Source organism: Variovorax terrae (assembly GCF_022809125.1).
GTDB lineage: Bacteria > Pseudomonadota > Gammaproteobacteria > Burkholderiales > Burkholderiaceae_C > Variovorax_A > Variovorax_A terrae.
In genome coordinates, this window is the sequence record NZ_JALGBI010000001.1 from 1358200 (window position 1) to 1384228 (window position 26029).

General features: G+C 67.6%; 23 protein-coding genes and 1 tRNA gene. 17 read left to right on the forward strand and 7 right to left on the reverse strand.

The genetic code is table 11. The features are described 5' to 3' along the window. Nucleotides 1–145: 145 nt before the first annotated feature. A complete protein-coding gene (locus MMF98_RS06385) occupies nucleotides 146–1189 on the forward strand; it encodes a transporter (protein ID WP_243305404.1) in 1044 nt (347 codons plus the stop codon). A gap of 22 nt (nucleotides 1190–1211) precedes the next feature. On the opposite strand, the gene MMF98_RS06390 is transcribed toward MMF98_RS06385, so the two are convergent. From MMF98_RS06390 to MMF98_RS06400, 3 genes are all read right to left on the reverse strand, one after another. Beyond that, a complete protein-coding gene (locus tag MMF98_RS06390) occupies nucleotides 1212–1460 on the reverse strand; it encodes a pentapeptide MXKDX repeat protein (RefSeq protein WP_243305405.1) in 249 nt (82 codons plus the stop codon). Between the two features lie 67 nt (nucleotides 1461–1527). Continuing rightward, nucleotides 1528–2304, reverse strand: coding sequence for a molybdopterin-binding protein (locus MMF98_RS06395; RefSeq protein WP_243305406.1), 777 nt, complete (start codon nucleotides 2302–2304; stop codon nucleotides 1528–1530). Nucleotides 2305–2316: 12 nt separating this feature from the next. Beyond that, a complete protein-coding gene (locus tag MMF98_RS06400) occupies nucleotides 2317–2913 on the reverse strand; it encodes a cytochrome b/b6 domain-containing protein (protein ID WP_243305407.1) in 597 nt (198 codons plus the stop codon). A gap of 152 nt (nucleotides 2914–3065) precedes the next feature. On the opposite strand from MMF98_RS06400, the gene MMF98_RS06405 reads away from it, so the two are divergent. The 11 genes from MMF98_RS06405 to rfbD all read left to right on the forward strand — a co-directional run bounded on the left by MMF98_RS06405 (nucleotide 3066) and on the right by rfbD (nucleotide 14925). Then, complete coding sequence (locus MMF98_RS06405; protein WP_243305408.1) at nucleotides 3066–3632, forward strand: TVP38/TMEM64 family protein; 567 nt, start codon at nucleotides 3066–3068, stop codon at nucleotides 3630–3632. A 40-nt stretch (nucleotides 3633–3672) separates the two neighbouring features. Then, nucleotides 3673–5151 (forward strand): sigma-54 interaction domain-containing protein, encoded by a 1479-nt coding sequence (locus tag MMF98_RS06410; protein ID WP_243305409.1) that lies wholly within the window; start codon nucleotides 3673–3675, stop codon nucleotides 5149–5151. Nucleotides 5152–5300: 149 nt separating this feature from the next. Continuing rightward, complete coding sequence (locus tag MMF98_RS06415; RefSeq protein WP_243305410.1) at nucleotides 5301–6488, forward strand: substrate-binding domain-containing protein; 1188 nt, start codon at nucleotides 5301–5303, stop codon at nucleotides 6486–6488. A gap of 227 nt (nucleotides 6489–6715) precedes the next feature. After that, nucleotides 6716–7900 carry a substrate-binding domain-containing protein gene (locus tag MMF98_RS06420; protein WP_243305411.1) on the forward strand — a complete coding sequence of 395 codons (1185 nt, stop codon included), beginning with the start codon at nucleotides 6716–6718 and terminating at the stop codon, nucleotides 7898–7900. A 147-nt stretch (nucleotides 7901–8047) separates the two neighbouring features. Beyond that, nucleotides 8048–9547: an extracellular catalytic domain type 2 short-chain-length polyhydroxyalkanoate depolymerase gene (locus MMF98_RS06425; RefSeq protein ID WP_243305412.1), complete on the forward strand. Its 1500-nt coding sequence runs from the start codon at nucleotides 8048–8050 to the stop codon at nucleotides 9545–9547. Nucleotides 9548–9578: 31 nt separating this feature from the next. Beyond that, nucleotides 9579–10352 (forward strand): ABC transporter ATP-binding protein, encoded by a 774-nt coding sequence (locus tag MMF98_RS06430; protein WP_243305413.1) that lies wholly within the window; start codon nucleotides 9579–9581, stop codon nucleotides 10350–10352. Then, nucleotides 10349–11077: an ABC transporter ATP-binding protein gene (locus MMF98_RS06435; protein ID WP_243305414.1), complete on the forward strand. Its 729-nt coding sequence runs from the start codon at nucleotides 10349–10351 to the stop codon at nucleotides 11075–11077. Before MMF98_RS06430 ends, MMF98_RS06435 begins: the two co-directional genes overlap by 4 nt. Further along, nucleotides 11074–12057, forward strand: coding sequence for a branched-chain amino acid ABC transporter permease (locus tag MMF98_RS06440; RefSeq protein WP_243305415.1), 984 nt, complete (start codon nucleotides 11074–11076; stop codon nucleotides 12055–12057). The genes MMF98_RS06435 and MMF98_RS06440 overlap by 4 nt, the downstream gene beginning before the upstream one ends. 13 nt (nucleotides 12058–12070) lie before the next feature. After that, nucleotides 12071–13150, forward strand: coding sequence for a branched-chain amino acid ABC transporter permease (locus MMF98_RS06445; protein WP_243305416.1), 1080 nt, complete (start codon nucleotides 12071–12073; stop codon nucleotides 13148–13150). A gap of 10 nt (nucleotides 13151–13160) precedes the next feature. Next, nucleotides 13161–14027 (forward strand): alpha/beta fold hydrolase, encoded by an 867-nt coding sequence (locus MMF98_RS06450; RefSeq protein WP_243305417.1) that lies wholly within the window; start codon nucleotides 13161–13163, stop codon nucleotides 14025–14027. Beyond that, complete coding sequence (rfbD, locus tag MMF98_RS06455; protein ID WP_243305418.1) at nucleotides 14014–14925, forward strand: dTDP-4-dehydrorhamnose reductase; 912 nt, start codon at nucleotides 14014–14016, stop codon at nucleotides 14923–14925. The genes MMF98_RS06450 and rfbD overlap by 14 nt, the downstream gene beginning before the upstream one ends. Nucleotides 14926–14937: 12 nt before the next feature. Here rfbD and hemH read toward each other — a convergent pair whose 3' ends face one another. Further along, a complete protein-coding gene (gene hemH / locus MMF98_RS06460; protein WP_243305419.1) occupies nucleotides 14938–16020 on the reverse strand; it encodes a ferrochelatase in 1083 nt (360 codons plus the stop codon). Nucleotides 16021–16039: 19 nt separating this feature from the next. On the opposite strand from hemH, the gene MMF98_RS06465 reads away from it, so the two are divergent. After that, nucleotides 16040–16735 (forward strand): HAD family hydrolase, encoded by a 696-nt coding sequence (locus tag MMF98_RS06465; protein WP_243305420.1) that lies wholly within the window; start codon nucleotides 16040–16042, stop codon nucleotides 16733–16735. A 10-nt stretch (nucleotides 16736–16745) separates the two neighbouring features. On the opposite strand, the gene hpnE is transcribed toward MMF98_RS06465, so the two are convergent. Genes hpnE through hpnC form a run of 3 tightly spaced genes read right to left on the reverse strand, consistent with a single transcriptional unit; the run spans nucleotide 16746 to nucleotide 19782 of the window. Beyond that, nucleotides 16746–18005 carry a hydroxysqualene dehydroxylase HpnE gene (hpnE, locus tag MMF98_RS06470; protein ID WP_243305421.1) on the reverse strand — a complete coding sequence of 420 codons (1260 nt, stop codon included), beginning with the start codon at nucleotides 18003–18005 and terminating at the stop codon, nucleotides 16746–16748. A gap of 40 nt (nucleotides 18006–18045) precedes the next feature. Further along, entirely contained in the window at nucleotides 18046–18885 is an 840-nt protein-coding gene (gene hpnD / locus MMF98_RS06475) for a presqualene diphosphate synthase HpnD (protein WP_243305422.1), read from the reverse strand. A 39-nt stretch (nucleotides 18886–18924) separates the two neighbouring features. Next, nucleotides 18925–19782 (reverse strand): squalene synthase HpnC, encoded by an 858-nt coding sequence (gene hpnC / locus MMF98_RS06480; protein WP_243305423.1) that lies wholly within the window; start codon nucleotides 19780–19782, stop codon nucleotides 18925–18927. A gap of 99 nt (nucleotides 19783–19881) precedes the next feature. Here hpnC and MMF98_RS06485 point away from each other — a divergent pair, with 99 nt between their 5' ends. The 4 genes from MMF98_RS06485 (at nucleotide 19882) to tig (ending at nucleotide 25966) form a co-directional block, all read left to right on the forward strand. Continuing rightward, nucleotides 19882–21075, forward strand: coding sequence for an efflux RND transporter periplasmic adaptor subunit (locus tag MMF98_RS06485; protein ID WP_243305424.1), 1194 nt, complete (start codon nucleotides 19882–19884; stop codon nucleotides 21073–21075). A 7-nt stretch (nucleotides 21076–21082) separates the two neighbouring features. Beyond that, on the forward strand, nucleotides 21083–24349 hold the full coding sequence (locus tag MMF98_RS06490; RefSeq protein WP_243305425.1) for an efflux RND transporter permease subunit: 3267 nt from the start codon (nucleotides 21083–21085) through the stop codon (nucleotides 24347–24349). Nucleotides 24350–24540: 191 nt separating this feature from the next. Next, a tRNA-Leu gene (locus MMF98_RS06495) sits at nucleotides 24541–24627 on the forward strand. A gap of 28 nt (nucleotides 24628–24655) precedes the next feature. Further along, nucleotides 24656–25966, forward strand: a complete 1311-nt coding sequence (gene tig, locus MMF98_RS06500; protein ID WP_243305426.1) for a trigger factor — start codon at nucleotides 24656–24658, stop codon at nucleotides 25964–25966. Nucleotides 25967–26029 lie beyond the last annotated feature (63 nt).

Genomic DNA, 26029 nt, shown 5'->3' on the forward strand with positions numbered 1-26029 from the left:
GGGCCCTGGGCCGGCACCAGCGGGAGGCCTCAGCGCCCGTGGCGGCGGCTTCGTCACCGGACTGACACACCGCTGTCACATCGGCCCCGCAACATAGCCCCCTGGTTTCATTCTGGCCAGCCCTCAAGCGCTGGCGCACAAGGCCGTGGCGACCGACATTGCAGCATCAGGCTATGGGGCCGACGAATCCGGCCTGATTTGCGGCTACGTCTTCAATGCCGGCTCGGGCACCGAGTTGATCGACTCGGCGGGCGCGGTCAGCCGCCTGGCATCGCTGCGGGCGGCCGCCCGGGAGTCGCCTGACGTCCCCGCGGGCGGGCATGCCTTCATCTGGCTGCATTTCAATCTTGCCCACATCGCCGCCGAACGCTGGCTGGCGCGCCATGCGGGGCTGTCGGAGACGTTCTTCGAAACCTTGCGCGAGGGCTTGCATTCCACCCGCATCGAGCGCGCGGAGGCCTCGCTGATCGCCGTCATCAACGACGTGCACTTCGATTTCTCGTTCGAGCCCTCGGACATCTCGACGCTGTGGATCAGCGTGGACAAGCACCTCGTCGTCACCGCGCGGCAGCAGCCGCTGCGCTCCATCGACCAGCTGCGCACGGCCGTCAAGCACGGCGTGCACATGCGCTCCACGGTCGAGCTGCTGGAGCGGCTGATGCGCGCGCAGGCCGATGTGCTGGTGGGCATCGTGCGCGGCGTGACCCGCCGGATCGACGAGATCGAGGACGAGTTGCTGGCCGGCCGGCTCGATGCCAAGCGCGCCCGGCTCGGCGTATTGCGCCGGTTGCTGGTGCGGCTGCAGCGTCTGTTGGCGCCCGAGCCGGCGGCGCTGTTCCGGCTGTTGCAGCATCCGCCCGACTGGGTGGCCGAGCTGGACGTGCGGGAACTGCACCAGTCCACCGAGGAGTTCTCGGTGGTGCTGCGCGACATGTCGGCCCTGCAGGAGCGCATCAAGCTGCTGCAGGAAGAGATCGCCGCCGGTGTGAACGAGGACAACAACCGCAGCCTGTTCGTGCTGACCGTGGTGACGGTGCTGGCCCTGCCCATCAACATCCTCGCCGGCCTGTTCGGCATGAACGTCGGGGGCATCCCGCTGGCTCAGCACGAACACGGTTTCTGGATCGTGGTGGGCATCGTGCTGTCGTTCACCCTCATCGCGGGCTGGGTGGCGTTCCGCAAGAAATGACGCCGCGCCCGGCAGCGCGCGGCTACTTCTTCATCTCGTCCTTGCCCATGGCGTCTTTCGCGTCTTTGGCCATCGAGTCCTTCTTCATGCCGTCCTTCGCCATGGGGTCTTTCTTCATCGAGTCTTTCTTCATGCCATCCTTGCCCATGGCATCTTTCGCCATGCTGTCCTTGGCCATGGCGTCATCCTTCTTCATGGCGTCCTGGGCCAGGACGCTGCCGCCGGCCAGCAGCATGCAGGTGGACAGAAGGGTGGCGGTGAGCTTGTTCATGATGGTTCCTTGGTGTGTGAATGAAAAGAGTGGCGGAATGCCGGTGTTGCAGGGCGGCTGAGGGGCCTCAGCTGCCTCCGAACCAGTTGTACCCCTGGTCTTCCCAGTAGCCGCCAGGGTAGGTGTTGGTGACGAAGATCGCCTGGATGTGCTTCGGGTTCTTGTAGCCGAGCTTGGTGGGCATGCGCAGCTTCATCGGGAACCCGTACTTGGGCGGCAGCGGCTGGCCGTCGTAGGTCAGCGCCAGCAGCGTCTGCGGATGCAGCGCGGTCGGCATGTCGATGCTCGTAAAGTAGTCGTCGGCGCACTTGAAGCCGACGTAGCGGGCGCCGAGGTCGGCGCCGACCTGCTGAAGAAAAGCCTTGAACGGCACGCCGCCCCATTTGCCGATGGCGCTCCAGCCTTCCACGCAGATGTGGCGGGTGACCTGGTCGGCCTGCGGCAGGGCGCGCAGCTCGGCCAGCGTCCACTTGCGCTTGTCGGCCACCTGGCCCGTGACTTCCAGCCGGTAGCTCTCCTCGGCCACCTGGCGAACCTCGTCCTCGCCGTAGTAGGCATTGAACGGGAACGGCCGCGTGATCATCGACTCCGGGTAGGTGGGCGCCAGGCGATTCGGGTCGAACAGCCAGCCCTGCACGTCGTCATTGAAGCGGGAGACGCGGGTCAGCGCCACCTCCACGCTGTCCTCGTCCACCAGGCTGCAGCCCGTCAGCAGCGACAGCCCGCCCAGCGTGAGGGAGCGCCGCAGGAAGTCGCGGCGGGCTGGCTGCCGGATGCGCTCGACGGCCTCCCTGAGCACGGCGTCGCGCTGGATGGCAAGGGGGCGGGGTTTCTGGATGATCATGGCGCCTGCTCCTCAGTGGCCGCGGACCATGTGCAGCAGGGTGCGCGGCACCAGCGCCACCATCACCAGATGAACGGCCACGAAGCCGGCCAGCGCCGCCATGGCGAAGAAATGGAGGTAGCGTGCCGTCTCGTAGCCGCCCAGCAGCTCCCGCAGCAGCGGAAACTGGACGGACTTCCACAGCACCAGGCCGGACAGCACCAGTAGCACGCTGTCGGCCATGACGAAGAGGTAGGCCACGCGCTGCACCATGTTGTAGCGGTGCGGGTCCGCATGGGCCAGCCTGCCCGCCAGTGCGGCCCGGAGGTCGGCCAGGAACGCGCGCGGCGACAGGGGGAAGAAGCGCCTGAACAGCCGGCCGCTGGCCAGGTTGAACGCCAGGTAGAGCAGGCCGTTGATACCCAGCACCCACATGGCGGCGAAATGCCACTGGATGGCGCCCCCGAGCCAGCCGCCCAGCGTGAGGGCCTTGGGAATGGCGAAGCCGAGGAACTCGGTGGCGTCGTAGATCCGCCATCCGCTCATCATCAACACCACGACGGCGAGGGCATTGGCCCAGTGCATCGCACGAAGCCACCCGGGGTGGATGAGAGGCGAGGGCAGTTTCATGGCGCGTGTGTCCGCCGCCGGCGCGGGCGCGGTCCGGGACGGGGGGAGGGAAGGGCGATTCCTGCGTGACATGCGGTTTGGTCGCAGATCCGGGCAGCTTCTTACAGCGCTTGGAATTTTTTGCGCCAGCTGCTACAACCGGCTTCGTGAACATGCCCCGCTACCAAAGGCTGCTGGCCGTCATCGTGTTCCTGGGGGTGCTGGCGCTGGCGTTCCAGCTGAGCGGCCTGCGCGAGCACTTCAACCTGGCGTTCCTGCACCAGAAGCTGCTGGACAACAAGCTCAGCGGCCTGCTGATCTTCGTCCTGCTGTTTGCGCTCGGCAATCTGATCCAGATTCCCGGATCGGTCTTTCTCGCGGCCGCCGTCCTGGCCCTGGGCGAGGCCTGGGGCGGGGTGGTCACCTATGTCGCCGCCATCGCGTCCTGCGTGTTCACCTTCTGGGTGATCCGGCTGCTCGGCGGCGATGCGCTGCGGCAGCTCAGGGGCCGGGTCGCCCGGCGGATCTTCGTGCAGCTCGACGCCCACCCGGTGCGCAGCATCGCGCTGCTGCGCATGCTGCTGCAGACGGTTCCCGCGCTCAACTATGTGCTGGCGATGTCGGGCGTCCGCTTCCGTGACTACCTGGTGGGCACGCTGCTCGGCCTGCCGCTGCCGATTCTTTTGTACTGCGTGTTCTTCGACTACCTGGCGAAGGCCCTGCACCTGGCCCGGTTCTGAGGAGGCCGGCGCGCCGCCGGGCCCGCGCTACCATTCGGCCATGCCCGTGACCGATACCGCCACCCCCCAGACCCTGCCGCTCGACGGGCAGAGCATCCTCGAACTGGCCGCCAGGTCGATGTTCCACCTGTTCTCCAGCATCAGCCAGGGCATGTTCCTGGTGGACCGCACTGGGCGCATCGTCTGGGTCAATGAGGGCTACCAGCGCTTCCTCCCGGCGCTGGGCTTCTCATCCGTGGACCAGTTCCTCGGCCACATGGTGGAGGACGTGATCCACAACACCCAGATGCGCCGCGTGCTGGAAACCGGCGAGCCGATCCTGATCGACCTGCTGACCAACAAGGCGGGCACTTTCGTGGTCAGCCGCATCCCGCTGCGCGACGACGGCGGCGTGCTGATCGGCGCCATCGGCATCGTCCTGTTCGACCACCCCGAGACCACTCTGCAGCCGCTGATCAGCAAATTCGCGCGGCTGCAGCGCGAACTCGACGACGCCAAGCGCGAGCTGGCCAGCCAGCGCCGCACCAAATACACCTTCGCCAGCTTCATCGGCTCCAGCCCCGCAGCCACCGAGATCAAGCGCCAGGCGCGCCGCGCGGCGCAATCCTCCAGTCCGGTGCTGCTGCTGGGCGAGACGGGAACCGGCAAGGAACTGCTCGCGCATGCCATCCATGCGGCCTCGGCGCGCTCGAGCGGGCCGTTCGTGAGCGTCAACATCGCGGCCGTTCCCGACACGCTGCTGGAGGCGGAGTTCTTCGGCGTCGCGCCGGGGGCCTACACCGGCGCCGACCGCAAGGGGCGCGACGGCAAGTTCAAGCTGGCGGATGGCGGCACGCTGTTCCTCGACGAGATCGGCGACATGCCGGCCAACCTGCAGGCCAAGCTGCTGCGCGCGCTGCAGGAGGGCGAGATCGAGCCGCTGGGCTCGAACAAGCTGGTGCCGTTCGATGTGCGCGTGGTGGCCGCCACCTCGCGCGACCTGTCCGCGCTGGTGCGCGAAGGGCGCTTTCGCGAGGACCTGTTCTACCGCCTGCACGTGCTGCCGCTTCGGGTGCCGCCGCTGCGCGAGCGCCGCGGCGACATCCCGGCGCTGGTCGAGGTGCTGGGCGAGGACCTGGCGCTGCGCAACGGCACGCCGCCGCCGGAACTGCTGCCCGATGCCATGGCGCTGCTCATGGGCCAGCCCTGGCGCGGCAACATCCGTGAGCTGCGCAATGTGCTGGAGCAGGCCGCCATGCGCAGCGACTCGCTGGCCATCGATGCGACTCAGCTCGCGCGCATCCTGCGCGAAACCGGGGTGGAGCCGGCCGCACCGGCAGCGCCCGAGCCGCTGCCGGCGGCGGGCGACGGCAGCGCCGGCCTGCTGCGGCCCCTGGCCGTGCAGGTGGCGGAGCTGGAGCGCCGCGCCATCACGGCGGTCATGGCGGCCCATGGCGGCAACAAGCTGGCCACGGCCCGCCAGCTCGGCATCTCGCGCGCCACGCTGTATGGCCGTCTGGAAAACCCTGATGGAAATTAGTGCATTTGTCTGAAAATCAGGCAATCAAAGTGTCCTGATTCCAGCCAATGGCCCGGTAACGCCTGGGGCATTGTCATAAAAATCAAAGACTTGCGTGCTAGCACGAAGCGTGCTCTGTGTTTTCCTCACATAACAACGGAGACACTTTCATGCAACGACGCTTTCTGGTCGCTCTGGCGGCCCTGGCCGCCGCCTTGTGCGCCCCGGCTTTCGGCCAATCGGGCGACATCCGCATCGCCCACGTGTACAGCAAGACCGGCCCGCTGGAGGCCTACGGCAAGCAGACGCAGGCCGGCCTGATGATGGGGCTGGAGTACGCCACCGAAGGCACGATGCGCATCAACGGCCGAAAGATCGTGGTGGTTGAAAAGGACGACCAGGGCAAGCCCGACCTGGGCAAGTCGCTGCTGGCCACGGCCTACTCGGACGACAAGGCCGACATCGCAGTGGGCCCGAGCTCCTCGGGCGTGGCGCTGGCGATGCTGCCGGTGGCCGAGGAGTACAAGAAGATCCTGCTGGTGGAGCCGGCCGTGGCCGACTCGATCACCGGCGACAAATGGAACAAGTACATCTTCCGTACGGGCCGCAACAGCTCGCAGGATGCGATCTCCAATGCCGTGGCGCTGGACAAGCCGGGGGTGAACATCGCCACGCTGGCACAGGACTATGCCTTCGGCCGCGACGGCGTGAAGGCGTTCAAGGAGTCCGTGAAGCAGGCGCACATCGTGCATGAGGAATACCTGCCGGCCAACACCACCGACTTCACGGCGGGCGCGCAGCGCCTGATCGACAAGCTCAAGGACCTGCCGGGCCGCAAGGTGATCTGGATCGTCTGGGCGGGGGCGGGCAATCCGTTCAAGATCGCCGACCTGGACTTGAAGCGCTACGGCATCGAGATCGCCACGGGCGGCAACATCCTGCCGGCCATGGTGGCCTACAACCAGTTTCCGGGCATGGAGGGCGCCACGTACTACTACTTCGGCTTCTCCAAGAATTTGACCAATCTCTGGCTGGTCACCAACCACTACACGCGCTTCAAGTCGCCGCCGGACTTCTTCACGGCTGGTGGCTTCTCGGCCGCGATGGCACTGGTGACGGCGCTCAAGAAGACCAATGGCGACACCAACACCAACAAGCTCATCAGCACGATGGAAGGCATGAGCTTCGACACGCCCAAGGGCAAGATGACCTTCCGCAAGGAAGACCACCAGGCCCTGCAGAGCATGTACCACTTCCGCGTCGCCCCGGGCGCGCGCGCCGGAACCATGGCCGATCTGTACCTGGTCAAGGAAATCAAGCCGGAGGAGATGAGCCTGCCGATCCGCAACCGCCGGTGAACCCGGGTGTGCCATGCGTCACGACCGTGTAGCATGGGCCGGACGCTGTCATGGATACCGCAAAAACCCTGTTCAGTAAAAATACAAATGTCTTTTATTTAGGCATTCAATTTGTCTTTTTAATGGACATTCTGAAACTGTCTTTTGGAAAAATCCATGCGAATCAATGGCTTGCGTTCTGGCACGAACTGTGCACCATTCTGGCACCAACAATAGGAGGCATTTCCATGCAACGACGTACCCTGGTCGCGCTCGCGACCCTCGCCACGGCACTCAGCGCTCCGGCCTTTGGCCAATCGGGCGAAATCCGCATCGCTCACGTGTACAGCAAGACCGGCCCGCTGGAGGCCTATGGCAAGCAGACCCAAGTGGGCCTGATGATGGGATTGGACTACGCCACCGGCGGGACCATGGCCATCAACGGCAAGAAAATCGTTCTCATCGAGAAAGACGACCAGGGCAAGCCTGACCTGGGCAAGTCGCTGCTGGCCACGGCCTACTCGGACGACAAGGCCGACATCGCGGTGGGCCCGAGCTCCTCGGGCGTGGCGCTGGCGATGCTGCCGGTGGCCGAGGAGTACAAGAAGATCCTGCTGGTGGAGCCGGCCGTGGCCGACTCGATCACCGGCGACAAGTGGAACAAGTACATCTTCCGCACGGGCCGCAACAGCTCGCAGGATGCGATCTCCAACGCCGTGGCGCTGGACAAGCCGGGGGTGAACATCGCCACGCTGGCACAGGACTATGCCTTCGGCCGCGACGGTGTGAAGGCGTTCAAGGACGCGGTCAAGAAAGCCAAGGTCGTGCACGAGGAATACCTGCCGGCCAACACCACCGACTTCACCGCCGGTGCCCAGCGCCTGATCGACAAGCTCAAGGACCTGCCGGGCCGCAAGGTGATCTGGATCGTCTGGGCGGGAGCGGGCAACCCGTTCAAGATCGCCGACCTGGACTTGAAGCGCTACGGCATCGAGATCGCCACGGGCGGCAACATCCTGCCGGCCATGGCGGCCTACAAGAGCTTCCCGGGCATGGAAGGCGCCACGTACTACTACTTCGGCATCCCGAAGAACCCGGTCAACGAAGCCATGGTGGCCCAGCACTACAAGCAGTTCAAGTCGCCGCCGGACTTTTTTACGGCCGGTGGTTTCTCGGCTGCGATGGCGCTGGTGACGGCGCTCAAGAAGACCAATGGCGACACCAACACCAACAAGCTCATCAGCACGATGGAAGGCATGAGCTTCGACACGCCCAAGGGCAAGATGACCTTCCGCAAGGAAGACCACCAGGCCCTGCAGAGCATGTACCACTTCAAGATCAAGGTCGATCCAGCGTTCGCCTGGGGCGTGCCCGAGCTTGTGCATGAGATCAAGGCCGACGAGATGGACGTGCCGATCCGCAACAAGCGCTAGCCCGGTTTGAGGCGGCCCGGCGTCCTCGCGATGCCGGGCCTGCCTCGCAGGGGCGGCCGCCCCTTTTTTTGTGATCCGTTCAATGAGGAACCCCTGGCGACACGGGGGCAGGCGATGTTTTGTCCAAAACACACCAGGAGACACTCAATGACAACCCGATTGCTTCGCACCCTTGCCGCCGCGGCGGTACTTTCCTGTGGCGCCGCCTCGGCGGCCGTGCCGCTGCCGCAGCTCGCCATCGACACCAGCCAGACCACCGTGTCGGGCCTGTCGTCCGGCGCCTTCATGGCCAACCAGCTTGGCTATGCCTACTCGTCCACCTTCAAGGGCGTGGGCATGTTCGCCGGCGGCCCCTATATGTGCGCCGGCCACAGCAACTACACGGCGTGCATGTACAACGCCAGCATCACCAGCAGCATGCTGAACACGATGCAGACCGACATCAACAACTGGAGCGGCAGCCAGATCGACAACAAGGCCAACGTCACCGGCCAGAAGGTCTACCTGTTCGTCGGCAACAGCGACACCACCGTCGGCCCCAACCCGATGAATGCGGCGCAGACCCAGTACACCAACAACGGTGTCACGTCGGCCAACATGGACTACATCAAGCGCGACAGCACCGCGCATACCTTCCCGACCGATTTCGACAGCACGGGCAACAATGCCTGCGGCAGCACGGCATCACCCTACATCAGCAACTGCGGCTATGACGGCGCCAAGGCGCTGTTCACCAAGTTCTACGGCACGCTGAACGCACGCAACAATGCGCCCGCCGCCGGCAACTACATCGAGTTCGACCAGACCGCGTTCACCAGCAACCCAGGCATGGCGTCCACGGGCTGGATCTATGTGCCGTCCAACTGCGCCAGCGGCGCCAGCTGCAAGCTGCACGTGGCCCTGCACGGCTGCGTGCAGAACTACGCCACGGTGGGCGACAAGTTCGTCAAGAACACCGGCTACACGCGCTGGGCCGACACCAACAACATCGTGGTGCTGTTCCCGCAGACCTCGGTGGACAGCACCAGCCGCAGCACCGCGGCCAGCGGCTCGCTGCCCAACCCCAACGGCTGCTGGGACTGGATCGGCTGGTACGGCAGCAATTTCACGCAGAAGGCCGGCGTCCAGGCCGCCGTGCTCAAGGCCATGGTGGACCGCGTCTCCAGCGGCACGGGTTCGGGCGGCGGGGGCGGCACCACCACGCTGGCGGCGCCCACCGGCGTGGCCACGTCCAATGCCACCACCAGCACCATGCAGATCAGCTGGAACTCGGTGACCGGCGCGGCCAGCTACAACGTGTACCGCAACGCCAACAAGACCAACGCGCTGCCCGTGACGGCCACCAGCTTCACCGACACCGGCCTGCAGCCCTCGACCCAGTACAGCTGGACCGTGCGCGCGGCTGACGCCAACGGCGTGGAAGGCACCACTTCGGCCGCGGCCACCGGTACCACCGCGACGGGCACCACGGCGACCTGCTACACCGCCTCGAACTATGCCCACACCACTGCGGGCCGCGCCTACCAGTCCGGCGGTTATGCCTACGCCAACGGCTCCGGCCAGAACATGGGCTTGTGGAACACCTTCTACACGACCACGCTCAAAATGACCGGGGTCAACTACTACGTCATCGGCACCTGCCCCTGACCTTTCGAACTGCGACAACCGACAGGAGATCATGAGTTTGCTAGCCACTCAGGACCTGACCATCCGCTTTGGCGGCCACGTGGCGGTCAACGCCGTGACCTGTGCTTTCGAGCCAGGCACGCTGACCGCCATCGTGGGCCCCAACGGGGCAGGCAAGACCACCTACTTCAACCTGATCTCCGGTCAGCTCCGGGCCTCCAGCGGCACTGTCACGCTGGGCGGCCAGGACCTGTCGGGCCTTGGCGCCTCGGCCCGCACGCGTGCGGGCCTGGGCCGCGCCTTTCAGCTCACCAACCTGTTCCCGAACCTCACGGTGCTGGAGAACGTGCGGCTGGCCGTGCAGGCTACGCGCGAAGGCGCGCATCGCCGCGGCCTCAACCTCTGGAGCATCTGGAGCGACCACCGGGCGCTGACCCAGCGCGCCGAGGAAATCCTCGAGGCCGTGGCCATGAGCGACAAGCAGCTGACGCCGGTGGCCAGCCTGCCGCACGGCGACCAGCGCAAACTCGAAGTCGCGCTGCTGATGGCGCTGGAGTCCCAGGTCTTCATGTTCGACGAGCCCACCGCCGGCATGAGCCACGACGAGGCGCCCGTGATCCTGAACCTGATCCGCTCGCTGAAGAAGGACAAGAGCAAGACCATCCTGCTGGTCGAGCACAAGATGGACGTGGTGCGCGAACTGGCCGACCGCATCATCGTGCTGCACAACGGCACGCTGGTGGCCGATGGCGATCCCGCCACGGTGATTGCATCGCCCGTCGTCCAGGAGGCTTACCTGGGCGTGGCCAAGGAGGCAGCCCGATGAGCGACCACAACCTGCTGACGCTGCAAGGCGTGCACACCCACATCGGCGCCTACCACATCCTGCACGGCGTGGACCTCGCGGTGCCCCGGGGCCAACTCACCATGCTGCTGGGCCGAAACGGCGCGGGCAAGACCACCACGCTGCGCACCATCATGGGCCTGTGGCGTGCCTCGCAAGGCCGGATCACGTTCAACGGCCAGGACATCACCGGGCTGCCCACGCCGCAGATCGCGGACCTGGGCATTGCCTACGTGCCCGAGAACATGGGTATTTTTTCCGACCTCACGGTCAAGGAGAACATGCTGCTGGCGGCGCGCCAGGCCCGCAGCGCGGGCCAGATGAACGAAGAGCGCCTGGCCTGGATCTTCAAGCTGTTCCCGGCCGTCGAGAAGTTCTGGAGCCATCCGGCCGGCAAGCTCTCGGGCGGGCAGAAGCAGATGCTGGCGGTCTCGCGCGCCATCGTCGAGCCGCGCGAGCTGCTGATCGTGGACGAGCCCAGCAAGGGGCTGGCACCGGCCATCATCAACAACATGATCGATGCCTTCGCTCAGCTCAAGGCCAGCGGCGTGACCATCCTGCTGGTGGAACAGAACATCAATTTCGCCAAGCGCCTGGGCGATGGCGTGGCCGTGATGGACAACGGCGTGGTGGTCCACGCCGGCACGATGAAAGCCTTGGCTGAGGACGAGGCGCTGCAGCAGTCGCTGCTGGGGCTGGCACTATGAAAAACCTGGACTTCGATTGGAAACCCCTGGCGCTGGTGCCGCTGCTGGCGCTGGCCGTGCTGCCGTTCATCGGCTCGGGCTCGACCTGGCTGACACTGACCGTGGCCGGCCTGGCCATGGGCATGATCATCTTCATCATCGCCTCGGGCCTCACGCTGGTGTTCGGCCTGATGGACGTCCTGAACTTCGGCCATGGCGTGTTCATCGCGCTGGGCGCCTTCGTTGCCACCAGCGTGCTGGGCGGCATGGCCGACTGGACCGGCTCGCAAGAGCTGTGGCGCAACTTCGTGGCGGTGCTACCCGCCATGGTGGTGGCGATGCTCGTGGCCGGCGCCGTCGGCCTAGCCTTCGAGCGCTTCCTGGTGCGGCCGGTGTATGGCCAGCATCTCAAGCAGATCCTCATCACCGTGGGTGGCGCCATCATCGGCGAGGAACTCATCAAGGTGGTCTGGGGACCCGAGCAGATTCCGCTGCCGCTGCCCGAGGCCATGCGCGGCTCGCTGTTCATCGGCGATGCGGCCATCAGCAAATACCGCCTGATCGCGGTGGCCGTGGGGCTGCTGGTGTTCGGCGTGCTGGCATGGACGCTGGGCCGCACCAAGATCGGCCTGCTGATCCGCGCCGGCGTGCAGGACCGTGAAATGGTCGAGTCGCTGGGCTACCGGATCAAGCGGCTGTTCGTCGGCGTGTTCGTGGTCGGCAGCGCGCTGGCGGGCCTGGGCGGCGTGATGTGGGGGCTGTTCCAGCAGAACGTGGTGCCGCAGATGGGCGCGCAGGTCAACGTGCTGATCTTCATCGTCATCATCATCGGCGGACTCGGCTCCACGGGCGGGGCGCTGATTGGCGCGCTGCTGGTGGGGCTGACGGCCAACTACACCGGCTTCCTGGTGCCGAAAGCGGCGTTGTTTTCCAATATCGCGCTCATGGTGGCCGTGCTGCTGTGGCGCCCGCAGGGGTTCTTCCCCGTGACCAACCGGTGAGGCGCCAGACATCATGCTGACTCGACTTCTTTCCAACGATTTTCCGCGCAGCCGCGTGCTGGCCGTGCTGCTGCTGGCCGTGCTGCTGGGGCTGGCCTTCGCGCCGTTCGTCTTTCCGGGCGTCAAGGCCTTGAACGTGGCCGCCAAGGTGCTGGTGTTCGTGGTGCTGGTGGCCAGCTTCGACCTGTTGCTGGGCTACACCGGCATCGTGAGCTTCGCCCACACTATGTTCTTCGGCATCGGCGCCTACGGTGTGGCGATCGCCAGCACCAGCATGGGGCCGACCTGGAGCGCCCTGGGCGTGGGCCTGCTGGTGTCGCTGGCGGTGTCGTTCCTGCTGGCGCTCACCATCGGCCTGTTTTCGCTGCGCGTGCGGGCGATCTTCTTCGCAATGATCACGCTGGCGGTGGCAACCGCGTTCCTGACGCTGGCCTCCCAGCTGTCCGACTTCACGGGCGGCGACGACGGGTTGACCTTCAAGGTGCCGGCGCTGCTGTCACCGGCCTTCGAGTTCGCCGAGGAGCCGTTCCTCGGCGTGTCGCTGGACGGGCGCCTGCTGTGTTACTACCTGCTGTTCGTCGTCGCGCTGGTGCTGGTGCTGGCCCTGCTGCGCATCGTGAATTCGCCGTTCGGCCGCGTGCTGCAGGCGATCCGCGAGAACGAGTTCCGCGCCGAGGCCATCGGCTACCGCGTGGTGGTGTACCGCACCACCTCGAGCATCCTGTCGGCGCTGTTCGCCACGCTGGCGGGCGCGATGCTGGCGCTCTGGCTGCGCTACAACGGCCCGGACACCTCGCTGTCGTTCGAGATCATGCTCGACGTGCTGCTGATCGTGGTGATCGGCGGCATGGGCACGATCTACGGTGCGGCCATCGGTTCGGCGCTGTTCCTGGTAGCGCAGAGCTACCTGCAGGATCTGCTCAAGTTCGGCAGCGAGGCCGCTGCGGGCCTGCCCTGGATGGCGGCCCTGCTGTCGCCCGACCGCTGGCTGCTGTGGCTCGGTGTGCTGTACGTGCTGTCGGTCTACTACTTCCCGACCGGGGTGGTGGGGCGCCTGCGCGCCGCCGCCAACCCCAAGGCCGCCAGTCATTGACAAGACTTCTATGAGCTTTACCTCCAACTACCTGGTTTGCCAGGGGCGTGAAATCCACTACACCGAATGGGGGGCGTCCAACGCCGAGGTGGTGATCGCCTGGCATGGACTCGCGCGCACCGGGCGCGACATGGATGAGCTGGCGGCGCACCTGAGCGGGCGCTACCGCGTGATCTGCCCCGACACGCTGGGGCGCGGCCTGAGCCAGTGGAGCCCCCAGCCGCAGGCCGAGTACCGGCTCGAGTTCTATGCACGCATCGCGGCCGATCTGTTCGCCCAGCTGGGCATCGGGTCTGCGCACTGGGTTGGTACCTCCATGGGAGGGGCCATCGGCACCGTCTGCGCCTCGGGCCTGTTCCAGCCGCAGCTCAAGGGCCGCATCAAGAGCCTGCTGCTCAACGACAACGCGCCCGAGCTGGCGCGTCCGGCGCTCGACCGCATCAAGGCCTATGCGGGCAACCCGCCGGCGTTTGCCACCATGCTCGAGCTCGAGGCCTTCTTCCGGCAGGTCTACCAGCCCTACGGCTGGCTCAGCGACGCGCAATGGCGGCGCCTGACGGAAACCTCCACACGCCGCCTGCCCGATGGCCGCGTGACGCCGCACTACGACCCGGCCATGGTGCAGCAGTTCATCCATCACCCGGATGACTACCTGATCTGGGACCACTACGACGCGCTGAGCATCCCGGTGCTGTGCTTGCGCGGCGCCGAGTCGGACCTGGTGCTGCGCGAGACCACCGCGCAGATGCTGCAGCGCGGCCCGGGCGCCCGGGGGCAGGCGCGCGTGGTGGAAGTGGCACACTGCGGTCATGCCCCGGCACTCAATGTGCCGGAGCAGCTCGACCTGGTGGCCAGCTTCCTTCATGAGCACGACTGACGATCTTTCTGCACCGCCGCGCTGGCGCATCCTGCTGCTGGGCGCCACCGGCCTGCTGGGGCGAGCCGTTGCTGCCGCGCTGCAGGACGGTTTCGAGGTGATGATGCCGCCGCGTGCGCAACTCGACCTGCTGCGCGCGCAAGAGGTCGCCGCGTTCCTGCGGCAGCACCGGCCGGCGGTGGTGATCAACTGCGCCGGCTGGAGCGATGTGGACGGCGCGCAAGACCATCCCGAAGCGGCCGGAGCGCTCAACCATGGGGCCGTGGCCGCGCTGGTGCAGGCCTGCGATGCCGCGGCCGCTTCGCTGATCCATTTCTCGACCGATTTCGTGTTCGACGGCCGCAAGACGGCTGCCTACACCGAAGCGGATCTGCCCGCGCCGCTCAGCGTCTATGGCCAGAGCAAGCTGGCGGGCGAGCAGGCTGTGCTTGCCAGCGCCGGTGCTCACCTGGTGCTGCGAGTGAGCTGGCTGTACGGCCCGGGCGGGCGCAACTTCTTCAGCCAGGTGCGGGGCTGGCTTCAGCAGGACCGGGAGCTCCGGGTGGTGGCGGACCAGGTGTCGGTGCCCAACCATGTGCAGCCGTTGGCCGCGGCGCTGCGCGAGGTGCTGGCCCGGGCCGCGAGCGAGCGCGGTGATTTCCTGGGGCGCCATCGCGGGCTGTACCACCTGAGCGCCTCGGGCCAGGCCAGCCGCTACGAGTTTGCCCGCGAGGCGGCCCGCGCACTGGGCGACAGGGCCGTGGCGCGGCTGTTGCCGGTGGCTGCCGCCAGCTTTCCGATGAAGGCCGAGCGGCCTGCCTTCAGCGCGCTGTCGAGCCGGCGCTTCGAGCGCGCCTTCGGCATCGCGCTGGCCGATTGGCGCGAAGCGGTGCGCGCGGCAGCGCCTGCGGGCGCATGAGACCGGGCCGGCTCAGGGCCGGGAGGATAGCTCGGGGGAGGGCGCGGCGCCTGCGGATGCAGATGCGGCCAGCGTGGGCCAGCCGGCGAGCTGGCGCTGCGCCACGTTGCACAGCGCGGTGATCCATTCCGGGCTGTCGTTGAGGCAGGGAATGTAGTGAAACTCCTTGCCGCCCGCCGTGAGGAAGGCGTTGCGGGCCTCCTGCGAGATCTCTTCCAGGGTCTCGAGGCAGTCGCCGGTGAAGCCGGGGCAGACCACGTCGACACGCCGCACGCCGGTTTTCGCCAGCGCGATCAGGCTGGGCTCGGTGTAGGGTTCGAGCCATTTGGCCTTGCCGAAACGCGACTGGAAGGTAAGGCGGTACTGCTCAGGGGCGAGGCCCAGCCGCTGCGCCAGCAACTGCGCGGTGGCCTGGCACTCGTCGCTGTAGGGGTCGCCCAGGAGCCGGGTGCGCTCGGGCACGCCGTGAAAGCTCATCACCAGCCGGTCGGGGCGGCCGTGCTGGCGCCAGTACTGCGTGATGCGGCTGGCCAGCGCGTCGATGTAGCCCGCGTCGTCGTGGTAGCGGTTGACGAAGCGCAGCTCGGGCAGGCTGCGCACGGTGCGGGCCCAGGCATAGACGGCATCGAAGACGCTGGCGGTGGTGGTACCCGAGTATTGCGGGTAGGCCGGCAGCACCAGGATGCGCGTGACGCCTTCGGCCTTCAGCAGGTCGAGCTGCGAGGCGATCGACGGGTTGCCGTAGCGCATGGCATAGCGCACGATGAGGCGGCGGTGGCCGCGCTCGCCCAGCCAGCCCTGCAGCAGCGTGGCCTGCTTGTCGGTCCAGACCTTCAGCGGCGAGCCCTCGGGCGTCCAGATGCTGGCGTACTTGGCGGCGGACTTCTTCGGCCGCACGCGCAGGATGATGCCGTGCAGGATCGTCTTCCAGACCAGCGGCGGGATTTCCACCACGCGCGGGTCGCTCAGGAATTCGGCGAGGTAGCGGCGCAGGGCGGCCGGCGTGGGGGCATCGGGCGTGCCCAGGTTGCACAGCAGAACGGCGGTGTAGTCCTGCTGCCCCTCGAGGTGGGGCGGTTCTTTGGCGAAGGTCATGAGGTATTCTCCCGCACCTATGCTGGACATCAAGAAAATCAGGGCAATCAGCCTGGATCTGGACGACACCCTGTGGCCGATCTGGCCGACCATCGAGCGCGCCGAGAAGTGCCTGCATCTGTGGCTTACCGAACATGCGCCGATGACGGCCGCCCTGTTTTCAAGCCCCGGCGCGCTGCGCGACATCCGCGACTACATGGCGGCGAACCGGCCCGACCTGCGGTCCGACCTCAGCGCCGTGCGCCGCGAATCGATCCGATTGGCGCTGTACCGGGCGGGCGAGAACCCGCTGCTGGCCGAGCCGGCGTTCGAGGTGTTCTTTGCCGAGCGCCAGCGGGTGCAGCTGTTCGACGATGCCCTGTCGGCCCTGGAATTCCTGTCAGCCCGCTTTCCCCTGGTCGCCTTGTCCAACGGCAATGCCGACGTGCAGCAGGTGGGGCTGGGCGCCTATTTCCAGGCTGCCATCAGCGCCCGCGAGTTCGGCGTGGGCAAGCCCGATCCGCGCATCTTCCATGCGGCGGCCGGCGCGGTCGATGTGCCGCCCGAGGCCGTGCTGCATGTGGGCGATGACGCCATGCTCGACGTGCTTGGCGGCATCAACGCCGGCATGCAGACGGTCTGGGTCAATCGCGCCGACCACCTGTGGCCGCACGAGGTGCAGCCGCATGTGACGCTGGGCAACCTGACCGAGCTGTGCGACCTGCTCGCGCACTGACCGCCGGCGGCTACAGGCTCAGCGCCGCGGCCGTGCCGCTGCGCGTGGCGCCTTCGAGCGTGGCCGGGTAGGGGCCGTCAACGTAGTCACCGCAGGCCAGCAGGCCCGCGGCGATGTGCAGGCCGGGCCGCCTGAGCCCCGGCGTGCAGGCGAAGGTGGCCCGTTTCTCCACCACGGTCTGCACCAGGTGCAGGCCGGACAGCCCCAACTGCTGGCGAGCCTGCGCGAGCACCTGCTGCTCCAGCGCGCCGCGCTCGCCCTGGCTGGCGCTGGCGACGAAGGCCAGCAGGCCGGCCGGGCCGCCGAGCTGGCCGCGGTCGAACGCGAACTGGGCTGGCGCTCCGGGGCCGCAGCGCAGGGTGACCATCGGCTGCGCGAGCCGGGCCGCGCTCGCGGCGTAGACCGTGGTGATCGCGGTGAAGTCCAGTGCCCGGGCCTGGCGCGACCAGTCGGCGGCCGGCGCACCGCTGTCTTCGGCCAGGCGCGCTGCTTCGGTTGGCGGACAAGCCAGGATCACGCGGTCGTAGCGGGCACCGTCGACCTGCCAGTGCGGCCCGTCGGCCTGCAGGTGCTGGACGCGGTGGCCCGGCACGACCCGGCCGCCGCGCTGCGCCAGCCAGCGTGCGGCGGCCTCGGGGAACAGGGCGCCCAGGTCGGCGCTTGGCAGCAGCAGGTGGGAGCCGCCGCTGATGCCGAACAGCGCGTCGCGCAGCACGCGCAGGAACACCTGGCCGCTGGCGTCGGCCGCGGGCAGGTTGAGCGCGGAAACGCACAGCGGCTCGATCAGCTCGGCCATCACGCGCGGGGTCAGGCCGGCGCACAGGCCGGCCACGGTCTGCGCGGGCGCGCATTCGAAGCGGCCGCGCTGCCAGCCGGCGGCCGTGCGCAGCAGGGCGAGCTTGTCGCGCCAGTGCCAGCCGCGTGCCGTGAGGATGCCGGCCAGGGCGTCGAGCGGCGCGGGCAGCTGCGGCAGCTTCAGGCCGCGCCCGTCGGGAAAGCGCAGCACCAGCGGCAGGCGACGCAGGGCGGCCGCGGCATCCACGCCGACCAGGTGCATCAGCCGCAGTGTCTCGGTGTAGGCGCCGATCAGGATGTGCTGGCCGTTGTCCAGCGTCACGGCCGAGCCGTCGGGCAGGCGGCCCGGCAGGCCGCGCGCGCGGCCGCCCAGGGTGCGCGCGCTCTCGAGCACCGTGACGGCGTGGCCGGCGTGCGCGGCTTGCACCGCGGCGGCCAAGCCGGCCCAGCCGGCGCCGACGATGGCGATGTTCATGGGGCAGGCGCCGCCAGGGGGCGCCGGGGCATGCGGGCCATCAGAGGGTTCCCAGCGCCTGCACCTTCCACGCCAGCCAGAACTTGCGCAGCGGCGTGAGGCTGACGCGCTGGTGCAGCACCTGGAAGTTGTCGCGCTCGATCTCGCGCAGCAGCGTGCGGTAGATGCTGGCCATCATGAGGCCGGGCTTCTGTGCGCGGCGGTCGGCATCGGGCAGCAGGGCGAAGGCCTCGTCGTAGAGGCGGTGGGCGCGTGCGGCTTGGAACTGCATGAGCGCGGTGAAGCGGTCCGAGTAGCTGCGCTTGAGGATGTCGTTGGCCTTCACGTCGAACTGCTGGAGCTCGTTGACGGGCAGGTAGATGCGCCCGCGCATGGCGTCCTCGCCCACGTCGCGGATGATGTTGGTGAGCTGGAACGCCAGGCCCAGGCGGTGCGCGTACTCGGTGGTCTGCGCCTGCGTCTGGCCGAAAATGCGCGCGGCGACTTCGCCCACCACGCCCGCCACCAGGTGGCAGTAGCGCTGCAGGCCGGGGAAGTCGAGGTAGCGGGTCTGGTCCAGGTCCATCTGGCAGCCCTCGATGATGGCCAGCAGGTGGCCCGGCTCGATGCCGTGGCCGGCGGCCAGCGGCATCAGCGCCTTCGTGACCGGGTGGCTGGGCTGGCCCGCGAACGCCTTCGCCACCTCGGTGCGCCACCAGGCGAGCTTGCTGTGCGCCACGCCGGGGTCGGTGACTTCGTCGACCACGTCGTCCACTTCGCGGCAGAAGGCATAGAAGGCGGTGATGGCGGCGCGCCGGGGCTTGGGCAGGAAAAGAAAGGCGTAATAGAAGCTGCTGCCGGAGGCGGCGGCTTTCTGCTGGACGTACTGCTCGGGGGTCATGGCGCCGATTGTCCCATTGCATATCTCATGCGGTCCGCCTCACATCCACAGGCTGCGCCACAGCAGCCGCGGCGCGTCCAGGGCGCCCAACCGGGGGCGGGTGCGCAGCGTGGCGAAATCCAGGGCCTCGATCTTGTCGAGGATGCGCAGGCCGCCCTGAACCACCAGCCGCAGCTCCCAGCCGGCCCGGCCCGGGACCTGGTGCACGAGTGGAGCCCCTTTTTGCATCAAGGTCCGCGCCCAGTGGACTTCGCTTGCTATCAATTTGGTAGCTTCGGGAGTCTGCCGCAGCGCCTGCAGGTCGGCTTGCGCCACGCCGTAGGCGGCGCTGTCCTGGTGCGGCAGGTAGTGGCGGCCGCGCCGCAGGTCCTGCCCGAGGTCTTGCCAGAAGTTGATGAGCTGCAGCGCCGAGCAGATGTCGTCGCTGCGCGCGAGCGACGCGCCGTCGTGCACGCCGTACAAGTGCAGCAGCAGCCGGCCGACCGGGTTGGCAGAGCGGCGGCAGTAGTCGAGCAGCTCGGCGCGGTCGGCGTAGCCGGCGGCGTCGCGGGTCTTTTCCACATCCTGCACGAAGGCGCTGAGCAGATTGGCCAGCAGCGGCTCGGGCAGGGCAAAGCTGTGCATGGCCTCGCGCAGCGGGCCGAACACCTGCGGCCAGCGGGCCGACGCGGGCTCGCGGCGCGCGGCGGCGGCGAGGTCGGCGCGGTAGGCGGCGAGCTCGTCCAGCCGCTGCTGCGGCGCGGCATCGCCCTCGTCGGCGATGTCGTCGGCCGTGCGGGCAAACCAGTAGATCGCGGCGATGGCCGGGCGCAGCCGGGGCGGGCAGAGCCAGGACGCCACCGGGAAATTCTCGTAGTGGGTGACGGGCGGGGCAGAGGGAGCGGCGGCGAGATTCACGGCCGAGATTGTCGCTTGACAAGTATTCGCGTTTACCCTAGATTACTAACCGGTCAGTCAGTAGAAGATTCTTTGCATACTTTTACATTAACCCTCGCCATGCCCGAACCCTCTCTCACACCGCGAATTCTTGCCGGCCTTGGTGCCGCCGGCGTGGCCCTGCTGCTGACGGCCTGTTCCAAGCCGGCGCCGCCGGAGGAGCCGGTGCGGGCGGTCAAGGTGATGACCGTGGGCGTGGACGGCTTCCAGGCCGGTTACGAATTTGCCGGCGAGGTGCGGGCGCGCATCGAGTCGCGCCTGGGTTTCCGGGTGGCGGGCAAGATCATCCGGCGCCAGGCTGAACTGGGCCAGCGCGTCAAGGCCGGCCAGGTGCTGGCCCAGCTCGACCCGCAGGACTACCGGCTGGCGGCCGACGCGGCGCGCGCGCAGGTGGCCGCGGCGCAGACCAACCGCGACCTGGCGGCGGCCGACTACCGGCGCTACAAGGAACTGAAGGACCAGAACTTCATCGCCGGCGCCGAACTCGAGCGCCGCGACGCCACGCTCAAGGCGGCCCAGGCCCAGCTTGAACAGGCGCAGGCGCAACTGGCCTCGCAGGGCAACCAGGCGGCTTACACCAGCCTGGTGGCCGATGTGTCCGGGATCGTCACCGCGATCGAGGCCGAGGTCGGCCAAGTGGTGGCGGCCGGCACGCCAGTGGTGCGCATCGCGCAGGACGGCCCGCGCGACGCAGTGTTCTCGGTGCCCGAGGACAAGGTGGCGGCGATCCGGCCGGGCTCGGTTGTCGATGTGCGGGTGTGGGCCGGCAATGCGCGCCTGACGGGCCGGGTGCGCGACGTGGCGGCCAGCGCCGACCCGGTGACGCGCACCTTCCCGGTCAAGGTGGCTCTGGACGGCCAGGACACCCCGGCGCTGGGCGCCACGGTCTATGCGGCGCCGCAGGCGCTCAGCCACGCGGGCGCGCAGGTCATCAAGCTGCCGACCAGCGCGCTGCGGCAGGACGGCCAGGCCACGGCGGTGTGGGTGCTCGACAAGGCGGCGATGACGGTCCGCTCGCAGCCGGTGCAGATCGCCACGGCCGACGGCAACGAGGCCGTGATCAGCGGCGGGTTGCAACCGGGCATGCTGGTGGTGTCGGCCGGCGTGCATGTGCTGCAACCGGGGCAGAAAGTCACGATTTACCAGCCAAAAGTGCCGGAGGTCCAGGCCAGCGGGTCACAGAGCGCTATCAAAAACGTAGCGACTGCCCTGCCTGCGGCATCGGCCGCGGCGCCCGCCCTGGCCGCGAAGTGAGGCGGCCATGACGCAAGCCCAGCCCAAGGAGAGCTTCAACCTCTCGAAGTGGGCGCTGGACCATCCGGCGCTCACCCGCTACCTGATGATCGTGCTGATGCTGCTGGGCTTTGCCGCCTATTTCCAGCTCGGCCAGGACGAAGACCCGCCGTTCACCTTCCGCGCCATGGTGGTGCGCACCTACTGGCCCGGCGCCACGGCGCAGCAGGTGGCCGAGCAGGTGACCGACAAGCTCGAGCGCACGCTGCAGGACGTGCCCTATGCCGACAAGATCCGCAGCTACTCCAAGCCGGGCGAGTCGCAGATCATCTTCCAGATCAAGGACTCGTCGCGCGCCGGCGAGGTGGCCAACGTCTGGTACACGGCGCGCAAGAAGATCGGCGACATGAAGTACACGCTGCCCGCGGGCGTGCAGGGGCCGTTCTTCAACGACGACTTCGGCGATGTCTACGGCGTGATCTATGCGCTGGAGTCCGACGGCTTCAGCTACGCCGAGCTCAAGGTCTTCGCCGACGACGTGCGCCAGCAGCTGCTGCGCGTGCCCGACGTGGCCAAGGTCGACCTGTTCGGCGTGCAGGACGAGAAGGTCTACATCGAGATCTCGCAGCGGCGCCTGGCCCAGCTCGGGCTGGACATGAATGCCGTGCTGGCCCAGCTGGGCCAGCAGAACGCGGTGGAATCGGCCGGCGCCGTGCAGACGCCGCTGGACGTGGTGCAGGTGCGCGTGGCCGGTCAGTTCGCGGCGGTGGAGCAGCTCAAGGCCATGCCGATCCGCGGCAGCTCGGGCAACCAGCTTCGCCTGGGCGACATCGCCGACGTCAGGCGCGGCTACGTCGATCCGCCCGCGGTCAAGGTGCGGCACCAGGGCCGGGAAGTGATCGCGCTGGGGGTCTCCATGGCCAAGGGCGGCGACATCATCGCCCTGGGCAAGGCGCTGCAGACCGCCACGCAGCGCATCGGCAAGGCCCTGCCGGCGGGCGTGAGCCTGCAGCAGGTGCAGGACCAGCCCCGGTCGGTGTCCAGCTCGGTCAATGAGTTCGTGCGCGTGCTGATCGAGGCCGTGGCGATCGTGCTGGCCGTCAGCTTCATCAGCCTGGGCCTGCACCGCCGCCCCGGCAACCACCCGCTGTGGCGGCGCTGGACCCTGGACATGCGGCCCGGCCTGGTGGTGGGCATCACGATCCCGCTGGTGCTGGCCGTGACCTTCCTGGCCATGAACTACTGGGGCATCGGGCTGCACAAGATCTCGCTGGGCTCGCTGATCATCGCCCTGGGCCTGCTGGTGGACGACGCCATCATCGCGGTCGAGATGATGGTGCGCAAGATGGAGGAGGGCTACGACAAGGTGCGCGCCGCCACCTTCGCCTACGAGATCACCGCCATGCCCATGCTCACGGGCACGCTGATCACGGCCGCGGGCTTCCTGCCCATCGGCATCGCCAGGTCGGTGACCGGTGAATACACCTTCGCGATCTTCGCCGTGACGGTGATCGCGCTGGTGCTGTCGTGGATCGTGTCGGTGTACTTTGTGCCTTACCTGGGAACCTTGCTGCTCAAGACGCCGCCGGGCCGCCCCAAGGCGGCTGGCGCCCCCTCGGGGGGCAGCGAAGCACACGCCGTGGCGAGCGTGGGGGCAGGCGGCCTGCCACACGTGCAGGAGGTGGCTGAGGGCCACGACAGTCCGCACGAGATGTTCGACAGCCCGTTCTACAACACCTTCCGCCAGGCGGTGAACTGGTGCGTGCAGCACCGCTGGCTCACCATCGGCGCCACGCTGCTGATCTTCGCGCTCGGCATCGTGGGCATGGGCCGGGTGCAGCAGCAGTTCTTCCCCGATTCGAGCCGGCCCGAGATCCTGGTGGACATCTGGTTCCCCGAAGGCACCTCGTTCGCGGCCAACGAGGAGGTGACGCGCCGCGTCGAGCAGCGCTTCATGGCGCTGGACGGCGTGACCACGGTCAGCACCTGGGTCGGCTCGGGCGTGCCGCGCTTCTACCTGCCGCTGGACCAGGTGTTTCCCCAATCCAACGTCTCGCAGTTCATCATCATCCCCAAGGACCTGAAGCTGCGTGAATCGCTGCGCGTGCAGCTGCCCGCGCTGCTGGCCCAGGAGTTTCCCGAGGTGCGCGGGCGCGTCAAGCTGCTGCCCAACGGCCCGCCGGTGCCGTACCCGATGCAGTTCCGCGTGATCGGCACCGACCCGGTGGCGCTGCGCGCGCGCGCCGACGAAGTCAAGGCCGCGATGCGCGAGAGCCCCAACACGCGCGGCGTCAACGACAACTGGAACGAATCGGTCAAGGTGCTGCGGCTGGAGGTGGACCAGTCCAAGGCGCGCGCCCTGGGCGTCACCAGCCAGTCGATCGCCCAGGCCTCCCGCACCATCCTGGCGGGCACCCCGGTCGGCCAGTTCCGCGAGAACGACAAGCTGATCGACATCGTGCTGCGCCAGCCGCTGGACGAGCGCAACGCCATCACCGACATCGCCAACGCCTACCTGCCCACGGCCTCGGGCCAGTCGATCCCGCTGACCCAGATCGCCAAGCCGGTGTTCACCTGGGAGCCGGGCGTGATGTGGCGCGAGAACCGCGACTACGCCATCACCGTGCAGGGCGACATCATCGAGGGCCTGCAGGGCGCCACCGTCACCAACGAGCTGCTGCCCCAACTGAAGCGCCTGGAGGCCGGATGGCCGCCGGGCTACCGCATCGAGGTGGCCGGCGCGGTGGAGGAAAGCTCCAAGGGCTCGGCCTCGATCGCCGCGGGCATCCCGATCATGCTGTTCATCACCTTCACGCTGCTGATGCTGCAGCTGCAGAGCTTCAGCCGCGCCATGCTGGTGTTCCTGACCGGGCCGCTGGGCATTGCCGGCGTGGCCGGCGCGCTGCTGGTGCTGAATCGGCCGTTCGGCTTCGTGGCGCTGCTGGGCGTGATCGCGCTGATGGGCATGATCCAGCGCAACTCGGTGATCCTGATCGACCAGATCGAGCAGGACCGCTCCCGAGGCGTGCCGGCCTGGGACGCCATCGTCGAATCCGCCGTGCGCCGCCTGCGCCCCATCGTGCTGACGGCCGCCGCCGCCGTGCTGGCCATGATCCCGCTGTCGCGCAGCGTGTTCTGGGGCCCGATGGCTGTGGCCATCATGGGCGGCCTGATCGTGGCCACGGTGCTGACCCTGCTGGCGCTGCCGGCCATGTACGCCGCATGGTTTCGCGTGAAACGCGAAACACCGGCGTTATCGGAATCCGCCCCGGCGGGGCAGGCGCAGGGCGCGTGACCCGCATGGTTCCGCGTGAAGCGCGAAACACCGGCGGCGGCCTGAATCCGGTTCGCGGCTGCGCATCCGGGGTCTCAACAAGGCCCGGTTCCGCGCTAAAATAGAAGGTTGACCGATTTCCAGCGGACGGTCTGCGCGGCGCGGCAGGGCTCCTGCGGCGCCCCGGGGCCGTCCGTTTTCATTGGACCGGCGCGCGGGTGGCGAAATTGGTAGACGCACCAGGTTTAGGTCCTGACGCCAGCAATGGTGTGGGGGTTCGAGTCCCCCCCCGCGCACCAGGATATGTCTTTTAAAGAGAGTTGAAAAATGGCTGTGAATGTTGAAACCCTTGAGAAGCTGGAACGCAAGATGACGTTGACGCTGCCCGTCAACGTGATCCAGTCCGAAGTGGATGCCCGCCTGAAGAAGCTGGCCCGCACCGTCAAGATGGACGGTTTCCGTCCCGGCAAGGTTCCGATGAACGTGGTGGCCCAGCGCTATGGCTACTCGGTTCACTACGAAGTCATGAACGACAAGGTCGGCGAAGCCTTCGCCAGCGCCGCCAACGAGGCCAAGCTGCGCGTGGCCGGCCAGCCGCGCATCACCGAAAAGGAAGGCTCGCCCGAGGGCGAGCTGTCGTTCGACGCCATTTTCGAGGTCTACCCCGAAGTCAAGATCGGCGACCTGGCCAGCGCCGAGGTGGAGAAGGTGTCGGCCGAAGTGACCGACAGCGCCATCGACAAGACCCTGGAGATCCTGCGCAAGCAGCGCCGCACCTTTGCCCAGCGCGCCCATGACGCGGCGGCCCAGGACGGCGACCGCGTGACGGTCGACTTCGAAGGCAAGATCGACGGCGAGCCCTTCTCGGGCGGCAAGGCCGAGGACTTCCAGTTCCTGGTCGGCGAAGGCCAGATGCTCAAGGAGTTCGAGGATGCCGTGCGCGGCATGAAGTCGGGCGAAAGCAAGACCTTCCCGCTGGCCTTCCCCGCCGACTACCATGGCAAGGACGTGGCCGGCAAGCAGGCCGACTTCCTGGTGACCGTGAAGAAGGTCGAGGCCGCCCACCTGCCGGAAGTCAACGAGGCGCTGGCCAAGTCGCTCGGCATCGCTGACGCCACGGTGGAAGGCCTGCGCGCCGACATCAAGAAGAACCTGGAGCGCGAAGTCAAGTTCCGCCTGCTGGCCCGCAACAAGAACGCCGTGATGGACGCTCTGGTGGCCAAGGCCGAACTCGACCTGCCCAAGTCCAGCGTGCAGGCCGAAGTGGACCGCATGATCGAAGGCGCCCGCGCCGACCTCAAGCAGCGCGGCATCAAGGACGCCGACAAGGCGCCGATCCCCGACGACGTGTTCCGCCCGCAGGCCGAGCGCCGTGTGCGCCTGGGCTTGGTGGTGGCCGAGCTGGTGCGTGCCAATGAACTGCACGCCAAGCCCGAGCAGCTCAAGGCCCACATCGAGGAGCTGGCCGCCAGCTACGAGAAGCCGGCCGACGTGGTGCGCTGGTACTACGGCGACAACCGCCGCCTTGCCGAGGTCGAGGCCATCGTGATCGAGAACAACGTGACCGATTTCGTGCTGGCCAAGGCCAAGATCAACGACAAGGCCGTGTCGTTCGACGAGCTGATGGGCCAGAACTGATCCGTCCGCCCATCTGACGATCTGGGGCTTGTGCTTGGCGGCACAGGCCCCATTTGTTTTTCG